This window comes from Spirabiliibacterium falconis, from assembly GCF_014885015.1.
Classification (GTDB): Bacteria; Pseudomonadota; Gammaproteobacteria; order Enterobacterales; family Pasteurellaceae; genus Spirabiliibacterium; species Spirabiliibacterium falconis.
Window position 1 is genome coordinate 25,489 of sequence record NZ_JABMIJ010000006.1, and the last position, 19,811, is coordinate 45,299.

Below are 19,811 nucleotides of genomic sequence, written 5' to 3' on the forward strand. Positions count from 1 at the left end.
CATCTAAAAATAACAATGTTGGGGTTTTTTATGAGTTATGCAAGAGAAATAAATGCGTTAAACCAAAGTGTGGCAGATTTAAATGGAAAAATTAATATCTCTTTTGAATTTTTTCCGCCTAAAAATGAAAAAATGGAAACCTTATTATGGGATTCAATTGACCGATTAAAAACCCTCAAACCTAAATTTGTATCAGTAACGTATGGTGCAAATTCAGGCGAACGTGAACGAACTCATAGTATTGTAAAAGCGATCAATCAGAAAACAGGCATTGAATCAGCACCGCACTTAACAGGTATTGATGCAACACCTGATGAGTTACGCCAAATTGCACAGGATTATTGGGATAGTGGCATTCGTCATATTGTGGCATTACGCGGTGATGAGCCTGCAGGTTATGACAAAAAGCCATTTTATGCCAACGATTTAGTAGCTCTTCTACGCAGTGTAGGAGATTTTGACATTTCAGTGGCGGCATATCCCGAAGTTCACCCAGAGGCAAAATCTGCTCAGGCAGATTTACTTAATTTAAAGCGCAAAATTGATGCAGGTGCTAGTCGCGCTATCACACAATTTTTCTTTGATATTGACAGTTATTTGCGTTTTCGTGATCGTTGTGCCACTGTGGGCATTGATGTGGAAATTGTGCCAGGGATTTTGCCTGTATCGAATTTCAAACAATTGCAACGTATGGCTAAAATCACCAACGTTAATATTCCAAGTTGGATGAGAAAAATGTATCAAGGATTGGATAATGATCAAACCACGCGTAATTTGGTCGGTGCAAGTATTGCTATGGATATGGTCAAAATTCTTTCGCGTGAAGGCGTTAAAGATTTCCATTTTTACACCCTAAATCGTTCTGAACTGACGTATGCCATCTGCCACACACTTGGTGTGCGTCCTGATATGACTTAAGCTAGAACAATTTTTTGCTATACTAAGGGCATGATGCCCTTTTTTATTGGAGTTCTTTGTGGATATTATTTTGCGTAAAGTATTGTTAAACGCTTTATTGCCACCGTTTAATATCATTTTGCTGCTACTATTTGCGGGTGCGTGCTATTATGTTGACTGGAAAGTTATCGCACGCATAAGTGCGGTTTGTGCAATAGCATTACTCTTTTTGTTAAGCACCCCGTTTGTGGCGCATCATCTACAAAAATCCCTGACGTCACGGTTAACCCTACCCACGTTAGATGAATTTAGCCAAGGTGATCTGATCATTGTGCTCGGTGGTGGAGTGCGAGAAAGCGATCTTGGCATCCATGAATGCACGATTAGTGGTTTGCCGCTTGAACGTATGCGTTTTGGTGCTCAACTGCATAAAAAAGTGCGGTTGCCGTTGTTGGTTTCAGGTGGTAGTCTATTTGATTGTGAGGCAGAAGCCGATGCAATGGCACGCGAATTTGATTATTATTTTAATATCCAGCCCAAATGGATTGAAAATAAATCGCATACAACCACTGAAAATGCACGCTTTAGTCGAGAACTACTGGAAAAAGAAGGAATCAAGCAGCCAACTATTGTGCTCGTAACAAATGATTGGCATATGCAACGGGCAAAATTTTTGTTTGAGCGACAAGGTTTCACGGTTTTGCCAGCAATGGTCAACACGCAAGTAGAACTTGATAGTGGCATCATTAATATTATTCCTCAAGCATCTGCATTGCTAAGTAGCCAGCAGGCATTGAAAGAGTGGTTAGGGTATTGGGTGCTGAAATGGAATCTGATGAAATGAAAAAGTGCGGTCATCGACCGCACTTTGCGTTTTATTTTGCAATACGTTTATATTTCATGCGTTTTGGTTCAACGGCATCAGCACCAAACGTTTTCTTCTTCCATTCCTCATAATCTGAGAAATTGCCTTCATAGAAGGTGACTTCACCTTCATCGCCGTAGTCTAAAATATGGGTTGCAATGCGGTCTAAGAACCAGCGGTCATGGGAAATAACCAATGCACAACCTGGGAACTCTAAAATCGCATTTTCCAACGCACGCAGTGTTTCTACGTCAAGGTCGTTGGTCGGTTCGTCGAGTAATAACACATTACCGCCCGCTTGTAATAATTTGGCTAAATGCAATCGACCTCGCTCACCACCTGAGAGTTCGCCGACACGTTTTTGTTGATCGACACCTTTAAAATTAAAGCGACCTACATATGCACGGCTTGGAATTTCAAAATTTCCGATTTTCATAATGTCCAAACCATTTGATACCTCTTCCCAAACGGTTTTTGTATCATCCATTTCATCACGGAATTGATCGACACATGCCAGCGTTACAGTTTCGCCGACGATAATCTCACCACTGTCGGGTTGCTCTTGACCAGATAGCATTCTAAATAATGTGGATTTTCCTGCACCATTAGCACCGATAATACCAACAATCGCCCCTTTCGGAATCGTGAAAGACAAATCATCAATCAAAGTGCGGTTGCCATAGCTTTTGCTAAGGTTTTTCACTTCAATGACTTTATCGCCCAAACGTTCACCCGGTGGAATAAAGAGCTCATTGGTTTCATTGCGTTTTTGATATTCGCTAGAATTAAGCTCTTCAAAGCGAGCCATACGTGCTTTGCTTTTCGCTTGGCGACCTTTTGGATTTTGGCGAACCCATTCAAGTTCTTTCTCAATGGATTTTTGACGCGCACTTTCGCTGGCGGCTTCTTGCGCAAGCCGTTTTTCTTTTTGCTCCAACCAAGATGAATAATTTCCTTCCCAAGGAATGCCTTCACCACGATCAAGCTCTAAAATCCAGCCCGCTACGTTGTCTAGGAAGTAGCGATCGTGGGTAATGGCAACCACAGTCCCTTCATAATCATGCAAGAAACGCTCTAACCATGCAACGGATTCGGCATCTAAATGGTTGGTTGGCTCATCAAGTAAGAGCATATCAGGTTTTTCTAATAATAAGCGGCACAACGCAACACGGCGACGTTCCCCCCCTGAGAGGTTTTCAATTTTTGCCTCCCAATCAGGTAGGCGTAAAGCATCAGCGGCTCGTTCAAGCTGGTTATCGAGATTGTGTCCATCATGCGCTTGAATGATGGCTTCTAACTCGGCTTGTTCGGCTGCTAACGCATCAAAATCAGCATCGGGATCGGCATAAGCAGCATAAACGTGGTCCAAACGTGAAAGTGCGGTTTTTACTTCACTGACGGCTTCTTCGATCGCCTCTTTTACTGTTTGTTGCGGGTCAAGTTTGGGTTCTTGCGGTAAATAGCCTATTTTAATGCCAGGTTGTGGGCGAGCTTCACCTTCAATGTCTTTATCGATACCCGCCATAATGCGTAGTAGCGTTGATTTTCCTGCGCCATTTAAGCCTAACACGCCGATTTTTGCGCCTGGAAAAAAGCTCAGGGAAATATTTTTCAAAATGTGTCGTTTTGGTGGGACAACTTTGCCCACACGGTGCATAGTATAAACAAATTGGGTTGACATAATCATTCCGTTTTGGTGATGTGAAAAATGCTGTTATTCTAACGTAAAAGTGCGGTTTAGGCTAGAAAGTAGGATGACCGCACTTTGATTATCTAAGAGTGAGGAAAATATAGCCATTATAGGCAATATAACAGAGGAGCAATAATACCCCAGCCCAGCGATGAATATGCCCACTTGGTGCGCGATAGCGATAACCAATGACAAATAGCAGTAAGGTGAGCAGTAGCATCACAGGCATATCGCGATAAACCACATCAAACCCTGCGTGCATCGGTTTAATCGTGCCAGCCAGCCCTACCACAGCAAGCGTGTTGAACATATTTGAGCCGATCACATTGCCGAGAGCCAGATCGTGCTGTTGCTGACGAGCAGCAGAGATAGAGGAGGCCAGCTCAGGCAAGGAAGTGCCAATCGCAATGACCGTTAAACCAATAATTAAATCGCTTACGCCAAGTGCTTGTGCGATATACACTGCGCCCCATACCAATAATTGCGAGCTGGCGACTAGCAAGAGTAATCCAACACAGAGCAACAAGAGAGCTTTTCCAAGACTAAGTGAGGGATCAATTGTGATTTCATCTTGCGGGAGATATTTTGCACGTAGCCCTTGATAAATACTCCACGCCATAAATGCGACGAATAGCAGTAATAGCATGATACCATCAAAGCGTGATACGTTGCCGTCGTAGAGTAAGCCGATGGAGATGAGTGTAACCAGTAAAAGTAAGGGAAGCTCTTTGCGTAGGGTTGCGGGAGCGACTAAAATGGGGCTAATAATTGCCGTAACCCCTAAGATTAAAGCCAAATTGGCGATGTTTGAGCCATAAGCATTGCCCAGTGCAATACCTGGCGTACCTTCAATTGCAGAGGTGACGGAAACGACGATTTCAGGGGCAGAAGTACCGAACCCGATAATTAACATGCCAATTAAAATTTTCGGCATACCGAAATGATTGGCAACCGCACTTGAGCCTTCCACGAAGCGATCGGCACTCCACACCAAGACAGCAAGTCCGATGATGATAGCGAGAATGGCAAATATAAGCATCATTAGCGTTATCCTTAAATACAAAAGTGCGGTTTTAGATAAAAATAAAGCCCGTAATTGAAAGACAATTAAGGGCTAAGCTCTATTGGCTATAAAAAGCATTTTACAAAAGGAGACAAATAAAAAGCCAACCAATAGAGAAAAATGGCTCCTCCTGCTGGACTTGAACCAGCGACATACGGATTAACAGTCCGCCGTTCTACCGACTGAACTAAGGAGGAATAAATTTTGTTATCGCATTACGATTAAGGCTGGCTATCTTAGTGATTTCTCATGGGCTTGTCAAGCCTGAAAAGTCAAAAAATGTCAGATCACCAACTGCAATTTTATATCCACATGAGCTGTGGATAACATTGTGGATTAGTTTTATGATAATCCTGCGAATAGTAGAAATAATCGGGCTTAAAAGCATGCGAATAAAATTTGATTATAAAATAACTTTTTGTTACTTATCAATAAGATATAAAAAATCCAGTCTTTTTTTAAGAATTTTTTTGCAAAATTTGAAGTAGAACACTTGACATTAAAAAGACTGTGCAAAACGCACATTTTTGTTTTCGTTTTTTAATCGTTTCAGCACCATTTATACCGCACTTTAGGTAGTGTCGATGCTGAATAACTGCGATAAGAATTTTCAAAAAAACTATGCTAAAATCATTTAAATTTTTTTGTCATTGAGTAACACATGTCGAAAACGCACTTAAAAGCCAAACCCTTTAAATTACACAGCGAATTTTCGCCCTCAGGCGATCAGCCGCAAGCAATAGAAAAAATCATTGAGGGCTTAGAAAATGGCTTGGCGCATCAAACCTTGTTAGGGGTGACGGGATCGGGTAAAACATTCACGATGGCTAATGTGATTGCTCGCCTTAACCGCCCAGCGATGGTGTTTGCACCGAATAAAACGCTTGCCGCACAACTTTATGCTGAAATGAAAGCGTTTTTTCCTGAAAACGCGGTGGAGTATTTCGTATCGTATTATGATTACTATCAACCCGAGGCCTATGTACCTGCCAGCGATACATTTATTGAAAAAGATGCTTCGATAAACGATCAAATTGAGCAAATGCGCCTATCGGCGACCAAATCTTTTCTTGAACGGCGAGATACCATCGTGGTGGCATCCGTGTCAGCCATTTATGGTTTGGGTGATCCTGATTCCTATTTGAAAATGATGCTCCATCTGCAAGCTGGGGAAATCATCAACCAGCGTGATATTTTAACTCGACTGGCTGAATTGCAATACACCCGCAACGATCAAGCCTTTCAGCGGAGCACCTTCCGTGTGCGTGGGGAGGTGATCGACATCTTCCCCGCCGAGTCGGAAGACGAAGCACTACGGGTTGAGTTATTTGATGATGAAATTGAACGACTGAGCTTATTTGACCCGCTCACTGGTCATAATTTTGGAGCTATTCCACGTTACACCATTTACCCGAAAACGCACTATGTTACCCCACGGGAGCGCATTTTGCAGGCGATTGAACACATAAAACAAGAGCTTGCCGAACGGCGTGAATATTTGTTGAAAGAAAATAAACTGCTTGAAGAGCAGCGCATCACGCAGCGCACCCAGTTCGACATTGAAATGATGAACGAGCTTGGTTATTGCTCGGGGATCGAAAACTATTCCCGTTACCTTTCAGGGCGTAAAGCAGGCGAGCCACCGCCGACGCTATTTGATTATTTACCCGCCGATGGTTTGCTTTTTATTGATGAATCTCACGTTACCATTCCGCAAATTGGGGGGATGTATCGTGGCGACCGTTCTCGTAAAGAAACCTTAGTAGAATATGGTTTTCGCTTGCCGTCCGCGCTGGATAATCGCCCGCTGAAATTTGAAGAATTTGAGCGTCTTGCGCCGCAAACCATTTATATTTCTGCCACACCAGGGTCTTACGAGCTGGAAAAATCAGGCGGTGAGGTGATCGACCAAGTGGTACGCCCAACGGGGTTACTCGATCCCGTGTTGGAAGTGCGCCCAGTGTCCACCCAAGTTGACGATTTATTATCTGAAATTAAAGTGCGGTCAGATAATCATGAGCGTGTGTTAGTAACTACATTAACAAAACGCATGGCAGAAGATTTAACGGATTACTTAGAAGAACACAATGTGCGAGTTCGCTATTTGCACTCTGATATTGATACCGTCGAGCGTGTCGAAATTATCCGTGATTTACGACTTGGTGAGTTTGATGTATTGGTTGGGATTAACTTACTGCGTGAAGGATTGGATATTCCAGAAGTGTCGCTGGTCGCTATTTTGGATGCTGATAAAGAGGGCTTTTTGCGTTCGGAGCGTTCGCTGATTCAAACCATTGGCCGTGCTGCGCGCAACCTAAACGGCAAAGCGATTTTATATGCTGACACCATTACCCATTCTATGCGGAAAGCCATTGACGAAACAGAGCGGCGGCGTGAAAAACAGATGGCATTTAATGCAGAACATGGTCTCACACCGCAAGCACTGAATAAAAAAGTCGGTGAATTGCTTGATATTGGGCAAGGCGGCTCACGCAAAAGCAAACAAAAAGGACAACATAAACAAAAATTGGCCGAATTGGTGGCGAATAGTCTTGATATGCCGAAAAATGCCAAAGAATTTGAACAACAGATCAAAAAACTTGAGCAACAAATGTATCACCATGCTCAAAACTTGGAGTTTGAACAAGCTGCCGCCGTGCGTGACCAACTCCACCAACTGCGGGAGCAGTTTGTAAAACTGTAACGGATAACGATGAAACAGGAAAAAAACAAAAAAATGAAAGTGCGGTCTGACGTATCGCCGATGCAACAAACATTACTTTCGCAGCTTGATGATGTGATGTTGGCTGACAAACAACGTTTACGGCGGCGGATTTTGGGCATGGCAAAAGTGCCTGAAGGCGGACAAAGTGCGGTGGCCGCTGAGATTGTGCGGGATATTGAACACGCACAACAGCGTTTGTCACAGCGACAAACCGCACTTTGTATCGAATACCCTGATTTGCCTGTCAGTGCACGACGTGAGGAAATTTTAAACACCATTCGAGATCATCAAGTGGTGATTATCGCAGGGGAAACAGGCTCGGGGAAAACCACGCAGCTGCCGAAAATGTGCCTCGAACTCGGGCTTGGCACTAGGGGGATGATTGGGCACACGCAGCCACGACGAATTGCCGCACGCTCGGTTGCCACGCGTATTGCCGACGAGCTGAAGTCGCCACTGGGCGAGTTGGTGGGGTTTAAAGTGCGGTTTAGCGATCACGTCAGTGATCATTCACGCATTAAATTGATGACCGATGGGATTTTGCTGGCAGAAATTCAGCAAGATCGTTTTTTGAATGCCTATGATACGTTGATCATTGACGAAGCTCATGAGCGTAGTTTGAACAATGATTTTATTTTAGGCTATCTCAAACAATTGTTGCCTAAACGTCCAGATTTGAAGGTGATTATTACCTCGGCGACCATTGATGTGGAGCGGTTTTCAAAGCATTTTAATCATGCGCCGATCATTGAAGTGTCAGGGCGTACCTATCCTGTGGAAGTGCGTTATCGTCCATTGACAGACAATGACGACGGCGATCAAATTCAAGGCATTTTAGCCGCTGTTGATGAATTGCAACGAGAAGGGCGAGGTGATATTTTGGTGTTTTTAAGCGGAGAGCGGGAGATTCGCGACACCGCCGAGGCACTAGCTAAGCATCAGCTTAAGCACACCGAGATTTTACCACTTTATGCTCGCCTTTCGGCACAAGAGCAGAATAAAATTTTCCACCCAACGGGAAGTAACCGCATTGTGTTGGCGACTAACGTAGCGGAAACCTCGCTGACGGTGCCAGGCATTAAATATGTGATTGACCCAGGTACTGCACGCATTTCACGTTATAGCTACCGCACTAAAGTGCAACGTCTGCCGATTGAGGCGATTTCGCAAGCCAGTGCCAATCAGCGTAAAGGTCGCTGTGGGCGGGTGAGTGAGGGGATTTGTATTCGCCTTTATTCTGAAGAGGATTTCAACGCACGCCCTGAATTTACCGATCCTGAAATTTTACGCACCAATCTAGCGTCGGTGATTTTGCAAATGACCGCACTTGGGCTGGATGACATTGAGAAATTCCCTTTCGTGGATGCCCCCGATAGACGTTATATTCAAGATGGCATCAAGCTGCTTGAAGAGCTGCAAGCATTCAAAACCATTAAAACCCGTGTGGGGGATAAACGTATCTTGACTGAGGACGGCAAGCGATTGGCGACGTTGCCAATTGATCCGCGCTTGGGGAAAATGGTGCTAAGTGCGGTCAAGTTTAGTAGCCTGCGTGAGATTATGATTATCGTCGCTGCGTTATCCATTCAGGATGTGCGAGAACGTCCGCAAGAAAAGCAACAAGCCGCAGATGAAAAACACCGTAGGTTCTTAGATGAACGCTCAGATTTTATGGCGTATCTGAATTTGTGGGAGTATTTGCAAACCCAGCAAAAAGCGTTGAGCAATAATCAATTCCGTAAATTGTGCCGTGCGGAATTTTTGAATTATTTACGCATTCGTGAATGGCAAGATATTTATCACCAACTGCGCTTAAGCGTGCGTGAAATGGGGCTGCATATCAACAGTGTGCCTGCCGATTATGCTGCAATACACCACGCATTATTGACAGGATTACTTTCTCACATTGGCATGAAAGAGGCTGAAAAACAGCAATATCTTGGGGCTCGCAACACACATTTTGCCATTTTTCCGAATTCTGCCCTGTTTAAGAAAAACCCAAAATGGGTTATCGTGGCGGAATTGGTGGAAACGAGCAAATTATGGGGACGGATTGCGGCGAAAATAGAGCCTGAGTGGATTGAGCCATTAGCACCGCACTTAGTTAAATCCAGCTTCAGTGAACCGCACTGGGAGAAAAATAAAGGGGCGGTTATTGCTCAGGAAAAAGTGGTGCTATATGGTTTGCCGATTGTGATGAATCGCCCTGTCAATTATGGTCGCATAGATCCCGTTGAAAGCCGAGAGATCTTTATTCAATCGGCACTTGTTGAGGGAAATTGGCATACCAAACACAAATTTTTTGCTCAGAATTTGAAGTTGATCCGTGAAATTGAAGATCTCGAGCACAAATCCCGTCGGCGAGATATTTTGGTGGACGAGCGAGAGTTGTTTGCGTTTTATGATCAGCGCATTGCGCCCGAAGTGGTCTCTCAAAAGCATTTTGACCGCTGGTGGCAACATGTCTCTAAAAGTCAACCTGAGTTGCTCAATTTTGAAAAATCCTTTTTAACCCGTGATGCTGCGCAAACGGTCAGCCAGCTTGACTTCCCGAATTTTTGGTATCAAGGAGACATCAAACTCAAATTGAGTTATCAATTTGAGCCTGGAAGTGACGCAGATGGTGTAACGGTGCATATCCCGTTGGCATTACTTAATCAAATTGAGCCACAAGGATTTGATTGGCAAATTCCAGGGCTTCGCCGTGAGTTGGTGATCGCCTTAATTAAAGGATTGCCAAAATCATTACGTCGTAATTTTGTGCCTGCACCGAATTATGCGGAGGCTTTTTTAGGGCGTGCAGAGGCGATGTGTTCCCCACTAGTGGAAAGTTTAAGTTATGAGTTACGCCGTATGACAGGGGTTTTGGTGGATGTGGATGAATGGAATTTTGCGCAATTACCTGCACATTTAAAAATGACATTTCGGGTTGTCGATGATAAAGGGCGGAAAATTCAAGAAAGTGCGGATCTGGATGCCTTGAAGTTTGCATTAAAAGATCAAGTGCAAGCAACACTTTCTGCGGTAGCAGATGAGGGTATTGAACAAAGCGGCATTCATATTTGGAATTTTGATACCTTACCGCACTTTTATCAGCAGAAAAAGCGGGGTTACAGTGTGAAAGCCTATCCCGCATTAGTTGATGAGCAAGATGCGGTTGGAATCAAATTATTTGAAACCGAATTTGAGCAAATGTGCGCAATGCAAGCAGGATTACGCCGTTTATTGTTGCTCAATGTGCCATCACCGATTAAATATTTGCATGAAAAATTACCGAATAAAGCGAAATTGGGGCTTTATTTTACGCCGTTTGGACAAGTGCTAGCTTTAATTGATGACTGCATTGCCTGTGCAGTGGATAAATTAATTGCGGATTTCGGCGGTGTGGTATGGCAAGAGGCGGAGTTTGAACGCTTGCGTGATCATGTTCGCGAGCATCTCAACGAGGTGACGGTGGATATTGCGCAGCAAGTTGAACAAATTTTAAGCCTTAATTTTCAAATTAGTAAACGGCTTAAAGGTAAGCTCGACTTCACGATGGCATTTGCCCTTTCAGATATTAAAGCTCAGCTTGCTGGGCTAATTTATCCGCACTTTGTGCAGCAAACAGGCTACGCTCGCTTGCCTGATGTTTTGCGCTATTTAAAAGCGGTAGAAAAACGGCTTGATAAATTGGTTGTTGATGTTAATCGTGATCGTGCAAATATGTTGCGTGTTGAACGAGTTGCTCAGGCTTATCAACACTTGCTGGCAAAATTGCCAAAATCGAAGCCAATGCGTGATGAGGTGTTGGAAATTCGCTATATGATTGAAGAATTGCGTGTTAGTTTGTTTGCACAACAGCTTGGCACGCCGTATCCTATTTCAGATAAACGGATTCTCAATACGATCAATGAACAAAGCTGACCGCACTTTGCATTTTTGCATGAAAAGTGCGAGCAATCTGTGTTATGTTGATCGTAAAAATGACAAGGAGAGAATATGCACTGCCCATTTTGTTCTGCCATTGATACCAAAGTGATCGACTCACGATTGGTATCTGATGGTTATCAGGTGCGCCGTCGGCGTGAATGTCTTCAGTGCCGAGAGCGATTTACAACTTTTGAATCGGCGGAATTGATTATTCCTAAAGTGATTAAAAATAACGGTAATCGTGAGCCATTTGATGAAAACAAATTGCGTTCTGGGCTTTCGCGGGCACTGGAAAAACGCCCCGTCAGTGAAGAAGATGTACAAAAAGCCGTTAATCATATCATTCACGAGTTGCAAGCCACAGGTGAGCGAGAAGTGCCGAGTCAATTTGTGGGAACGCTAGTGATGAATGCACTGAAAAAATTGGATAAAGTAGCATATATCCGTTTTGCCTCGGTTTATTTAAGTTTTGATGATATTCAGCAATTTGGTGATGAAATTGCCAAGCTGACAGAAGAGAGTGATAAGGATTAACATGACAGCGGCAGAATTTGATCGCAAAGCAATGCAACGTGCTATTGATCTCGCATGGCAAGGGCAATTTACCACGACACCTAACCCGATGGTCGGGTGTGTGATTGTTAAAAACGGCGAAATTATCGGTGAGGGTTATCACCAAAAAGCAGGCGAGGCGCATGCCGAAGTCGCTGCACTACAAGATTGTGCGGCACGTTGCATCAACCCACATGGTGCAACAATGTATGTGACGCTGGAGCCTTGTGCACATACAGGCCGCACGCCACCGTGTGTAGAGCGTATTTTAGCCGCACAACCTGAGCGTGTCGTGATTGCGCTGGAAGATCCGAATCCTAAGGTGGCAGGAAAAAGTATTCAGCGGTTACGTGAAGCGGGCATACAGGTGGAGGTTGGTCTGCTCGCTTCTCAGGTAGAGGCACAAAATAAAGGCTTTTTAAAGCGAATGCGTACAGGTACGCCGTATGTTCAACTCAAAATGGCGATGACCATAGATGGCAAAACGGCAACCGCCAGCGGTGAGAGCCAGTGGATCACCAATGCCAAATCACGCCAAGATGTGCAACTGCACCGTGCTCAAGCGTGTGCGATTTTATCTGCAAGTGGCACTGTATTGGTGGATAACCCTAGTTTAAATGTACGTTGGAACGAATTACCAAGTGCGGCTCAAGCAAGTTATCCAGAAAACATGGTGCGTCAACCTGTTCGTATTGTGATGGACTCTAAACACCGCATTCGTCCTAACTTGAAACTATTTGAAATACCAAGTGCGGTCTGGTTGGTGGGTGCGGATAATATAGAGCGTGATCTTAGTGCATTTCCTGACTATTGCCGAGCATTACAACTGCCACATAATGAATCACAATTGCCGGCATTAATGAGCGAGCTTGGCAAACGGGAAATCAATACGGTATGGATTGAAGCGGGGGCAAATTTGGCAGGTTCGTTGATTGCTTCAGGCGTGGTGGACGAGCTCATCGTCTATATTGCGCCGAAATTACTTGGCGATCAAGCACAAGGCTTGTGCCACTTGCCAGATGTGCATACCCTTGCGGGCGCACCGCACTTTATCTTGTGTGGTTGTGAACAGTTTGATGATGACCTTAAAGTCATCTATCGCCCGAAAATCAAGGAGTGAGAATGTTAAAAAAAATCCTACAAGCCATTGTTGTTGGGTTATGTGCTGCGGCGATTGTACTGCTGGCTCTCCCCATTTTAGAAAAGCGAGATTGGACGTTTGGGTATCAGAAAAACACAATTGTCAGTTATGCCCAAGCGGTACATATTGCTGCACCTGCGGTGGTGAACGTGTATAACCAGTCACTGCAAAACCGCACGTTGGAGCAACATTCCAGCGATCAACTGCGCGTGAATAATCTGGGCTCTGGGGTCATTATGCGCAAAAATGGTTATATTCTTACTAATCGCCATGTCATTGAAAATGCTGATCAAATTGTGGTTGCGTTACAAAATGGACAAATTTTTGAGGCACATCTGATAGGCTCTGATACATTAACTGATTTAGCCGTACTGAAAATCGAAGCAGATAATTTGCCTACGATTCCACAAAATTCACAACGTCAATTGCGAGTGGGCGATGTTGCACTGGCGATTGGCAATCCATATAACCTTGGGCAGAGTGTGAGTCAAGGGATTATCAGCGCACTCGGACGCAGTGCATTAGGTGAAATTGGGCGGCAAAATTTCATTCAAACAGATGCGTCCATTAATCGTGGTAATTCAGGTGGTGCATTGATCAACACCGCAGGTGAATTGGTCGGAATTAATACGCTCACGCTAGGAAAAGATCAAAATGAGATTGCTGAAGGTTTGAGCTTTGCGATTCCCGTGAGCATTGCGAATACTATTTTGGATAAAATTATCAAAGATGGGCGTGTTATTCGGGGCTTTTTTGGGGTGGAGAGTCAAATTTTTTACAACAATAATGAGCAAATTGGATTAGATAAACAAGGCGTGTTAGTGACAGCCGTAACCCCAAATGGCCCTGCTGCCCGTGCAGGTATTTTACCTGGGGATTTGATTAAACAATTTGATCAGCAAACCGTGAATTCGCCAACAGAATTAATGCAGAAAATTGCTGAAATGAAGCCGGGTAGTCGAGTTAGTGTAGAAATTGAACGGTTAGGCAACGTTATCGATGTGCCAGTGACCATCGCAGAATATCCACGCAGTGAATAAAAAGGAAAGTGCGGTATGACAACAACGAGCCATTTTTTTGCCTGCCTTGATCGCCTTAAGCTCATTCAGCGTTGGTCATTAATGCGTAAAATAGAACAGGAAAATCTTGCTGAACATAGCTTGCAAGTTGCGCTGGTCGCCCATGCACTGGCGGTGATTAAAAACCGATTTTTTAACGGTGATGTCGTGCCAGAAAAGGTAGCATTGGTTGCACTTTATCACGATAGTAGTGAAATTTTTACGGGTGATTTGCCGACACCCGTGAAGTATTTCAACCCAGAAATTACCAGTGCGTATAAGGAAATTGAAGCACAAGCTGAGCGGCACTTGTTATCCTTGTTACCGCCAGCGTTGCAAGCAGATTTTGAGCCAATTTTGTGCAGTGAACATATTGATGCACAAACCCACCACCTAGTGAAGCAAGCCGATGTGATTTGTGCGTTTATCAAAGCCAAATCGGAGCTTGAACACGGTAATCAAGAATTTAAACCAGCCCTATCACGTCTCGAAAAACTCTTATCTCAATGGCATAGCGATGAAATGGCGTATTTTCTGGATGTATTTGTCCCTAGCTTTGGCAAAACGATAGATGAATTTGCGTTGTGATGAAAAGTGCGGTTAGACCGCACTTTTGTTTTGCTTATAGCCAGAAATAGTATGCTAAGAGACCGATCACTAGCACACAGAATATATTCAACACGATCCCCACTTTTGCCATATCAGATTGTTTGATATAGCCTGTGGAATAAACAATCGCATTGGGTGGCGTAGCGATGGGGAGCATAAAGGCACAGCTTGCCCCACACGCAATAATGGCAGCTAATGCAATTGGCGGTGCGTTAAGGCTGTCGGCAACGGAAATAAAAATAGGCATTAGCAATGCCGCACTGGCAGTGTTTGAGGTAAATTCAGTCAAAAAGATGATAAAGCAGGTCAGCACTAATGTGATGATTAACCAATGTTTATTTCCGATAAATTGCACGATGCTGTCGGCAAGAATATGGCTTGCACCTGAACTTTTAAGTACCACGCTTAATGTGAGCCCGCCGCCAAAGAGTAGCAATACGCCCCACTCGACGTGTTTTTGCACTTCGCTCCAGCGTGCCACCCCACTGGCAGTGAGTGCCACTACCGCAGTTAATGCGATAATGCTATCAAAGCTTTGAATTTTCTCGCTTAAATTTAACAGTGTTGTCAACATAGGGTTAATGAGCGAGCTGAAAACCAGGATAAGTGCGGTCAATCCAAAAATAATCAATGTTAACCATTTTTGTCGATCAAGTGTGACTTTTTCCATGTTAAATGTGAATTGAATATTAAAATTAGGGCGTAAGATAAGCCATAGTGCAATAATCATTGATGGCATTAATAGCATCATCACTGGAAAGCCATATTTCAGCCATTCGGCAAAGGAAATATCTAATTGTGAGGCTAAAATGGCATTGGGCGCACTGCCAATGAGCGTGCCGATCCCACCAATGCTTGAGCTAAACGCCATACCAAGCAGAATAAAAATATATAAAGTGCGGTTTTGTTTATAATCAATATCACGCAATAGCCCTAAGGTGAGGGGTAACATCATTGCAGCTACTGCGGTATTATTGATCCACATGGATAAAAATGCAGTAACCGTGAAGAGATATACCACCGTTAATGCTAAATTACCTCCAGCGAGGCGGATAATATAGTGTGCGATGAGCTTATCTAACTCTTGTAGACGCAACACCGCTGCTAACACAAATCCACCAAAAAACATAAAAATGATCGGCGTGGCGAAAGGGGCAAGTGCCGCTTTGGTATTGATCAGCCCCAGTAAGATTGCTACAACGGGCACCATCAGGGATGTTACCGTGATATTAAATGCCTCGGTCAACCATAAAATGCCGATGAAACATAACAGTGCCAAGCCGCGATTCTCAGTTGGTGAGAAAGGTAACGTATTACATAAAATAAACAGCAGAATGACATCCAATAGAAAAATAATCCCACTGCGGTAGGATTTTAATCGTTGCCAGTAATTTGATGATGTTGTCATAGTTTTATCCTAATAGATTATTTTAGGTATAATTTTTAACATAATCACAACTAAAAATAAAAAATCTTTTATATGATGTGTGAACTGGGTTACAGTTTATGTGATGTTAATGCGATTTTCATCGTGTTGAAAATGAAAGTGCGGTCAGACCGCACTTTGCTATTTATTGTGTGGATTGCGTGTATTCGCGTTGACTAAGTTACGCATTAATAGTGCATAATTAAGATCAAGATCGGCAGGCACTTCAAGAAAGACAAAATGCCCATCACCAAGAGCCGCATCGACATGTTCACCTTTACGATTGAGCATTTTTTCAATTTTGAAGACTACGTTGCCTTGCGGTGTCATCATTTCAACTTCGTCGCCGAGCAAAAATTTGTTTTTCACCGCCACTTCCGCCAGATTCTCTTTGCGTACGCCTGTAAACTCCCCGACAAATTGCTGTTTATCCGAAATAGAATAGCCATAATTATAATTTTGGTATTCATCGTGGGTATGACGGCGCAGAAAGCCTTCGGTATAACCACGATGCGCGAGTGATTCAAGCGTCGTCATGAGGCTTTCATCAAAAGGTTTGCCCGCGGCGGCATCATCAATGGCTTTGCGATAAACTTGTGCGGTGCGGGCGCAATAATAAAATGATTTAGTACGACCTTCAATTTTTAAGGAATGAACCCCAAGTGCGGTTAAACGCTCTACGTGCTGCACGGCTCGTAAGTCTTTAGAGTTCATAATATAAGTGCCGTGCTCATCTTCAAATGCGGTCATTTCATCATCTGGACGCTGGGCTTCGGTTAAGAGAAACACTTTATCTGTGCTTGCACCTTCTCCCAGTGTTGGGGCAACGTTTTTCACCTCAATGCGTTGTGAGGCGTCCACAATCTCGCCCAATTCGTTTTCTTGCCCTTCTTTAACGTTATATTCCCAGCGGCATGCGTTTGTACAGGTGCCTTGATTAGGATCTCGTTTATTAATATAACCTGATAATAAGCAACGCCCAGAATATGCCATACACAATGCACCGTGTACAAAGACCTCTAGCTCCATTTCAGGCACATGCGTGCGAATTTCCGCAATTTCATCGAGTGATAATTCTCGAGATAAAATCACGCGGCTTAACCCCATTTGCTGCCAAAATTTCACGCTTGCCCAGTTTACAGCGTTAGCTTGTACGGAAAGATGAATAGGCATTTCAGGAAAATGTTCGCGCACTAGCATAATTAAGCCAGGATCCGACATAATCAACGCATCAGGCTGCATGTCTATCACAGGGGTGAGATCACGAATAAAGGTTTTTAATTTTGAATTGTGAGGTGCGATATTCACAACCACATAGAATTTTTTGCCTAATGCGTGTGCTTCATCAATACCAATTTTCAAATTGGCGTGATTAAACTCGTTATTACGCACCCGCAAACTATAACGAGGTTGCCCTGCATAAACGGCGTCAGCACCATAAGCAAAGGCATAACGCATATTTTTCAATGAGCCCGCAGGTGAGAGAAGCTCAGGTTTTTGTGTTGTCATAAAATGTCTCTTTCTGATGTCAGGTCAGGCTATACCAAAGTGCGGTATAGGGGCGGCAATTTTAGTCTTTTGTTTGGGGCGGTGCAAGCAATCTGATTGAATTTCCGTCAAGTGCGGTTATAATCGCACTATATTTCAAGAGTATAAGGCTAAAAAATGGATCGCATTTGGGTTGATCGAATTCAAGATGATAATGCACGTGACAATGATCATCGTTCTCCCTTCCAACGAGATCGTGGGCGGATTTTGCATTCAGCAGCATTTCGTTGCTTGCAAGCTAAAACGCAAATTCATGCCGTCGGGGAGAATGATTTTTATCGTACACGTTTGACGCATTCTTTGGAAGTGGCGCAAATTGGTAGCAGTTTGCGAATGCAACTCAAACAACCGAATGTACTGGCAAAGCTAGGATCTGCACATCTGGCAGAACAGGCGAAGGCAACATTGCCGACGATTTCATTGATTGAGTCACTCTGTTTTGCACATGACATTGGGCATCCTCCTTTTGGGCACGGCGGGGAGATCGCACTCAATTATATGATGTGGCAACATGGGGGATTTGAAGGGAATGCTCAAACATTTCGCATTTTAACCAAGTTAGAGCCATATACGCAAAGTGCGGGTATGAATTTAACGCGTAGAACTTTGCTTGGCGTCATTAAATATCCTACATTATTGGATACATCATCACCGCAGTATGCCCACATGGCAACGCCTTCAGTGCGTGATCCACGCTATATTAATATGAATCAATGGCGACCAGGTAAAGGGCTTTTTCGCGATGATAAAGCTATTTTTGATTGGGTGTTAGCCCCATTAAATGCACAGGAACGAGCTGAATTTTGTAGTACTCAAGAGCGTACTTACGCGGAGCAACATCTTAAAACACGTTATAAATCACTTGACTGTTCCATTATGGAACTGGCCGATGACATTGCCTATGCGGTACATGATCTAGAAGATGCGATTGTCGTCGGGGTAGTTAATTTACAACATTGGCAACAGGCACTGACCCAATTAAAACAGTGCCACTCTCGTTGGATTCGTGAACATATTGATTGCCTCACAGACAATCTATTTTCACCTTTACATTTTGAACGCAAAAATGCCATTGGTGCACTGGTAAATTTTTTTATCACCGCCGTTCGCTGGAAAATACAACCTGCATTTCAGACCGCACTTTTGCGTTTTAATGCCGAATTGCCTGAAGAAGTGATAGAAGTATTGCGTATTTTCAAATGTTTTGTGCGTGATTACGTTATTTGCCACGTGAATACCCAGCGAATTGAGTACAAAGGGCAGCGCATTCTCACAGAATTATTTCAAATTTTTGATGCGGACCCCGTGAGATTATTACCAACCAATACCGCTAATCGCTGGAAAAATGCCGCAGAGCACGATAAAAAACGTGTGATTTGTGACTACATTGCAGGAATGTCAGATTCCTATGCGTTAAAAGTGTATCAACAGCTATAAACGTCAAACTTAAGGCAAAAAAAAGCCCTTCATCAGAAGGGCGAAGTATTTGGAGTCATACTTTTTAGGGTATGACTTCATTATAATGTTTCTTTGTTACATTTCAACAACAAATTTAACTTTTGTTTAATAATGTGATAATGATCACGGTTTTATAGAAAATGGTAATTTTTAATTTTCGTCACATACTGGCGTAATATCTTGAAATAAAATATAAATATTAATATTAATTGTTACGCGGTGGCTGTTGCTACTAGTGGCTGTTGTGACGTTTTGCAAATGTCACTTTTAAATAACAGCCACCGAACAGCCACCAGCGGGGAAATTTTGCAAAAGTGCGGTGGCGTTTAGGCATAAAAAAGCCGCCTTATTTAGCGACTATCTTTTTGAATTTATTGACTATTTTAAATGGTGCCCGAGGCCAGTTCAAGTCTGGCCTCGGGCACCATCTCATTCTAATCTTCTCTCCTCTTTTAAATAAAAGTACTATTATTCTAATACCTCCTTAACATTCATTTTTTATAACTATGAGAGCTTGTGTAATTGCCATCGTTTCAATTGTTACTTTTCATGTAAAAATGAACCAGGCGGATTGCGGTAAGATTATTGAAAAGTGATCGACTGCGTCTTTTGATAAACTCCTTGTTATTTAAACAGAGAATAACCTGGTATGCTTTGTATGGAAACTATCTTAAAAATTCGCCGTCTTTATCATAAAGCTGAGCTTTATCAACGTAAAATTGCTGAAAAACTTCGCTTTTGTTGAATTTCCCCAATATCAACGACAACACACTATTTTCCCTAAATTAGCCCCTTATGAAATACTATTGATTGATTATCTTCAAGCAGGGATGAATAAACCTCCTACTCATTTTCGACTGTGTCATT

General features: G+C 43.3%; 14 protein-coding genes and 1 tRNA gene. 10 read left to right on the forward strand and 5 right to left on the reverse strand.

Annotated features, from left to right (window positions below; genetic code table 11):
- The first annotated feature begins 30 nt into the window (after positions 1–30).
- Both metF and HPC40_RS02775 read left to right on the forward strand, forming a co-directional pair.
- Complete coding sequence (gene metF, locus HPC40_RS02770; RefSeq protein ID WP_208117966.1) at positions 31–918, forward strand: methylenetetrahydrofolate reductase; 888 nt, start codon at positions 31–33, stop codon at positions 916–918.
- 58 nt (positions 919–976) lie between these two features.
- Positions 977–1,741, forward strand: a complete 765-nt coding sequence (locus HPC40_RS02775) for a YdcF family protein (RefSeq protein WP_208117967.1) — start codon at positions 977–979, stop codon at positions 1,739–1,741.
- Positions 1,742–1,772: 31 nt separating this feature from the next.
- Here HPC40_RS02775 and ettA read toward each other — a convergent pair whose 3' ends face one another.
- From ettA to HPC40_RS02790, 3 genes are all read right to left on the reverse strand, one after another.
- A complete protein-coding gene (gene ettA / locus HPC40_RS02780; RefSeq protein WP_208117968.1) occupies positions 1,773–3,443 on the reverse strand; it encodes an energy-dependent translational throttle protein EttA in 1,671 nt (556 codons plus the stop codon).
- A gap of 88 nt (positions 3,444–3,531) precedes the next feature.
- The gene (locus HPC40_RS02785; RefSeq protein ID WP_208118294.1) at positions 3,532–4,491 is read right to left on the reverse strand and encodes a calcium/sodium antiporter; all 960 of its coding nucleotides are present in this window, start codon (positions 4,489–4,491) and stop codon (positions 3,532–3,534) included.
- 145 nt (positions 4,492–4,636) lie between these two features.
- Positions 4,637–4,712 (reverse strand) — tRNA-Asn (locus HPC40_RS02790).
- Between the two features lie 464 nt (positions 4,713–5,176).
- Between HPC40_RS02790 and uvrB the strand changes: the two genes are divergently transcribed.
- The 6 genes from uvrB to yfbR all read left to right on the forward strand — a co-directional run bounded on the left by uvrB (position 5,177) and on the right by yfbR (position 14,491).
- Positions 5,177–7,219, forward strand: a complete 2,043-nt coding sequence (gene uvrB / locus HPC40_RS02795; RefSeq protein ID WP_208117969.1) for an excinuclease ABC subunit UvrB — start codon at positions 5,177–5,179, stop codon at positions 7,217–7,219.
- 33 nt (positions 7,220–7,252) lie between these two features.
- Positions 7,253–11,146 (forward strand): ATP-dependent RNA helicase HrpA, encoded by a 3,894-nt coding sequence (hrpA, locus tag HPC40_RS02800; protein ID WP_208118295.1) that lies wholly within the window; start codon positions 7,253–7,255, stop codon positions 11,144–11,146.
- A gap of 75 nt (positions 11,147–11,221) precedes the next feature.
- The gene (gene nrdR, locus HPC40_RS02805; protein WP_208117970.1) at positions 11,222–11,686 is read left to right on the forward strand and encodes a transcriptional regulator NrdR; all 465 of its coding nucleotides are present in this window, start codon (positions 11,222–11,224) and stop codon (positions 11,684–11,686) included.
- 1 nt (position 11,687) lies between these two features.
- The gene (gene ribD, locus HPC40_RS02810) at positions 11,688–12,824 is read left to right on the forward strand and encodes a bifunctional diaminohydroxyphosphoribosylaminopyrimidine deaminase/5-amino-6-(5-phosphoribosylamino)uracil reductase RibD (RefSeq protein WP_208117971.1); all 1,137 of its coding nucleotides are present in this window, start codon (positions 11,688–11,690) and stop codon (positions 12,822–12,824) included.
- Between the two features lie 2 nt (positions 12,825–12,826).
- The gene (gene degS / locus HPC40_RS02815; protein ID WP_208117972.1) at positions 12,827–13,885 is read left to right on the forward strand and encodes an outer membrane-stress sensor serine endopeptidase DegS; all 1,059 of its coding nucleotides are present in this window, start codon (positions 12,827–12,829) and stop codon (positions 13,883–13,885) included.
- Between the two features lie 15 nt (positions 13,886–13,900).
- Positions 13,901–14,491 (forward strand): 5'-deoxynucleotidase, encoded by a 591-nt coding sequence (gene yfbR / locus HPC40_RS02820; RefSeq protein ID WP_208117973.1) that lies wholly within the window; start codon positions 13,901–13,903, stop codon positions 14,489–14,491.
- Positions 14,492–14,525: 34 nt separating this feature from the next.
- On the opposite strand, the gene HPC40_RS02825 is transcribed toward yfbR, so the two are convergent.
- Positions 14,526–15,920 carry an SLC13 family permease gene (locus HPC40_RS02825; protein WP_208117974.1) on the reverse strand — a complete coding sequence of 465 codons (1,395 nt, stop codon included), beginning with the start codon at positions 15,918–15,920 and terminating at the stop codon, positions 14,526–14,528.
- A 72-nt stretch (positions 15,921–15,992) separates the two neighbouring features.
- Between HPC40_RS02825 and HPC40_RS09445 the strand changes: the two genes are divergently transcribed.
- Entirely contained in the window at positions 15,993–16,118 is a 126-nt protein-coding gene (locus HPC40_RS09445; protein WP_268932801.1) for a hypothetical protein, read from the forward strand.
- On the opposite strand, the gene trhP is transcribed toward HPC40_RS09445, so the two are convergent.
- Complete coding sequence (gene trhP, locus HPC40_RS02830) at positions 16,080–17,447, reverse strand: prephenate-dependent tRNA uridine(34) hydroxylase TrhP (protein WP_208117975.1); 1,368 nt, start codon at positions 17,445–17,447, stop codon at positions 16,080–16,082. The genes HPC40_RS09445 and trhP overlap by 39 nt on opposite strands.
- Before the next feature lie 156 nt (positions 17,448–17,603).
- Between trhP and HPC40_RS02835 the strand changes: the two genes are divergently transcribed.
- A complete protein-coding gene (locus HPC40_RS02835; RefSeq protein ID WP_208117976.1) occupies positions 17,604–18,923 on the forward strand; it encodes an anti-phage deoxyguanosine triphosphatase in 1,320 nt (439 codons plus the stop codon).
- Positions 18,924–19,811: the final 888 nt, after the last annotated feature.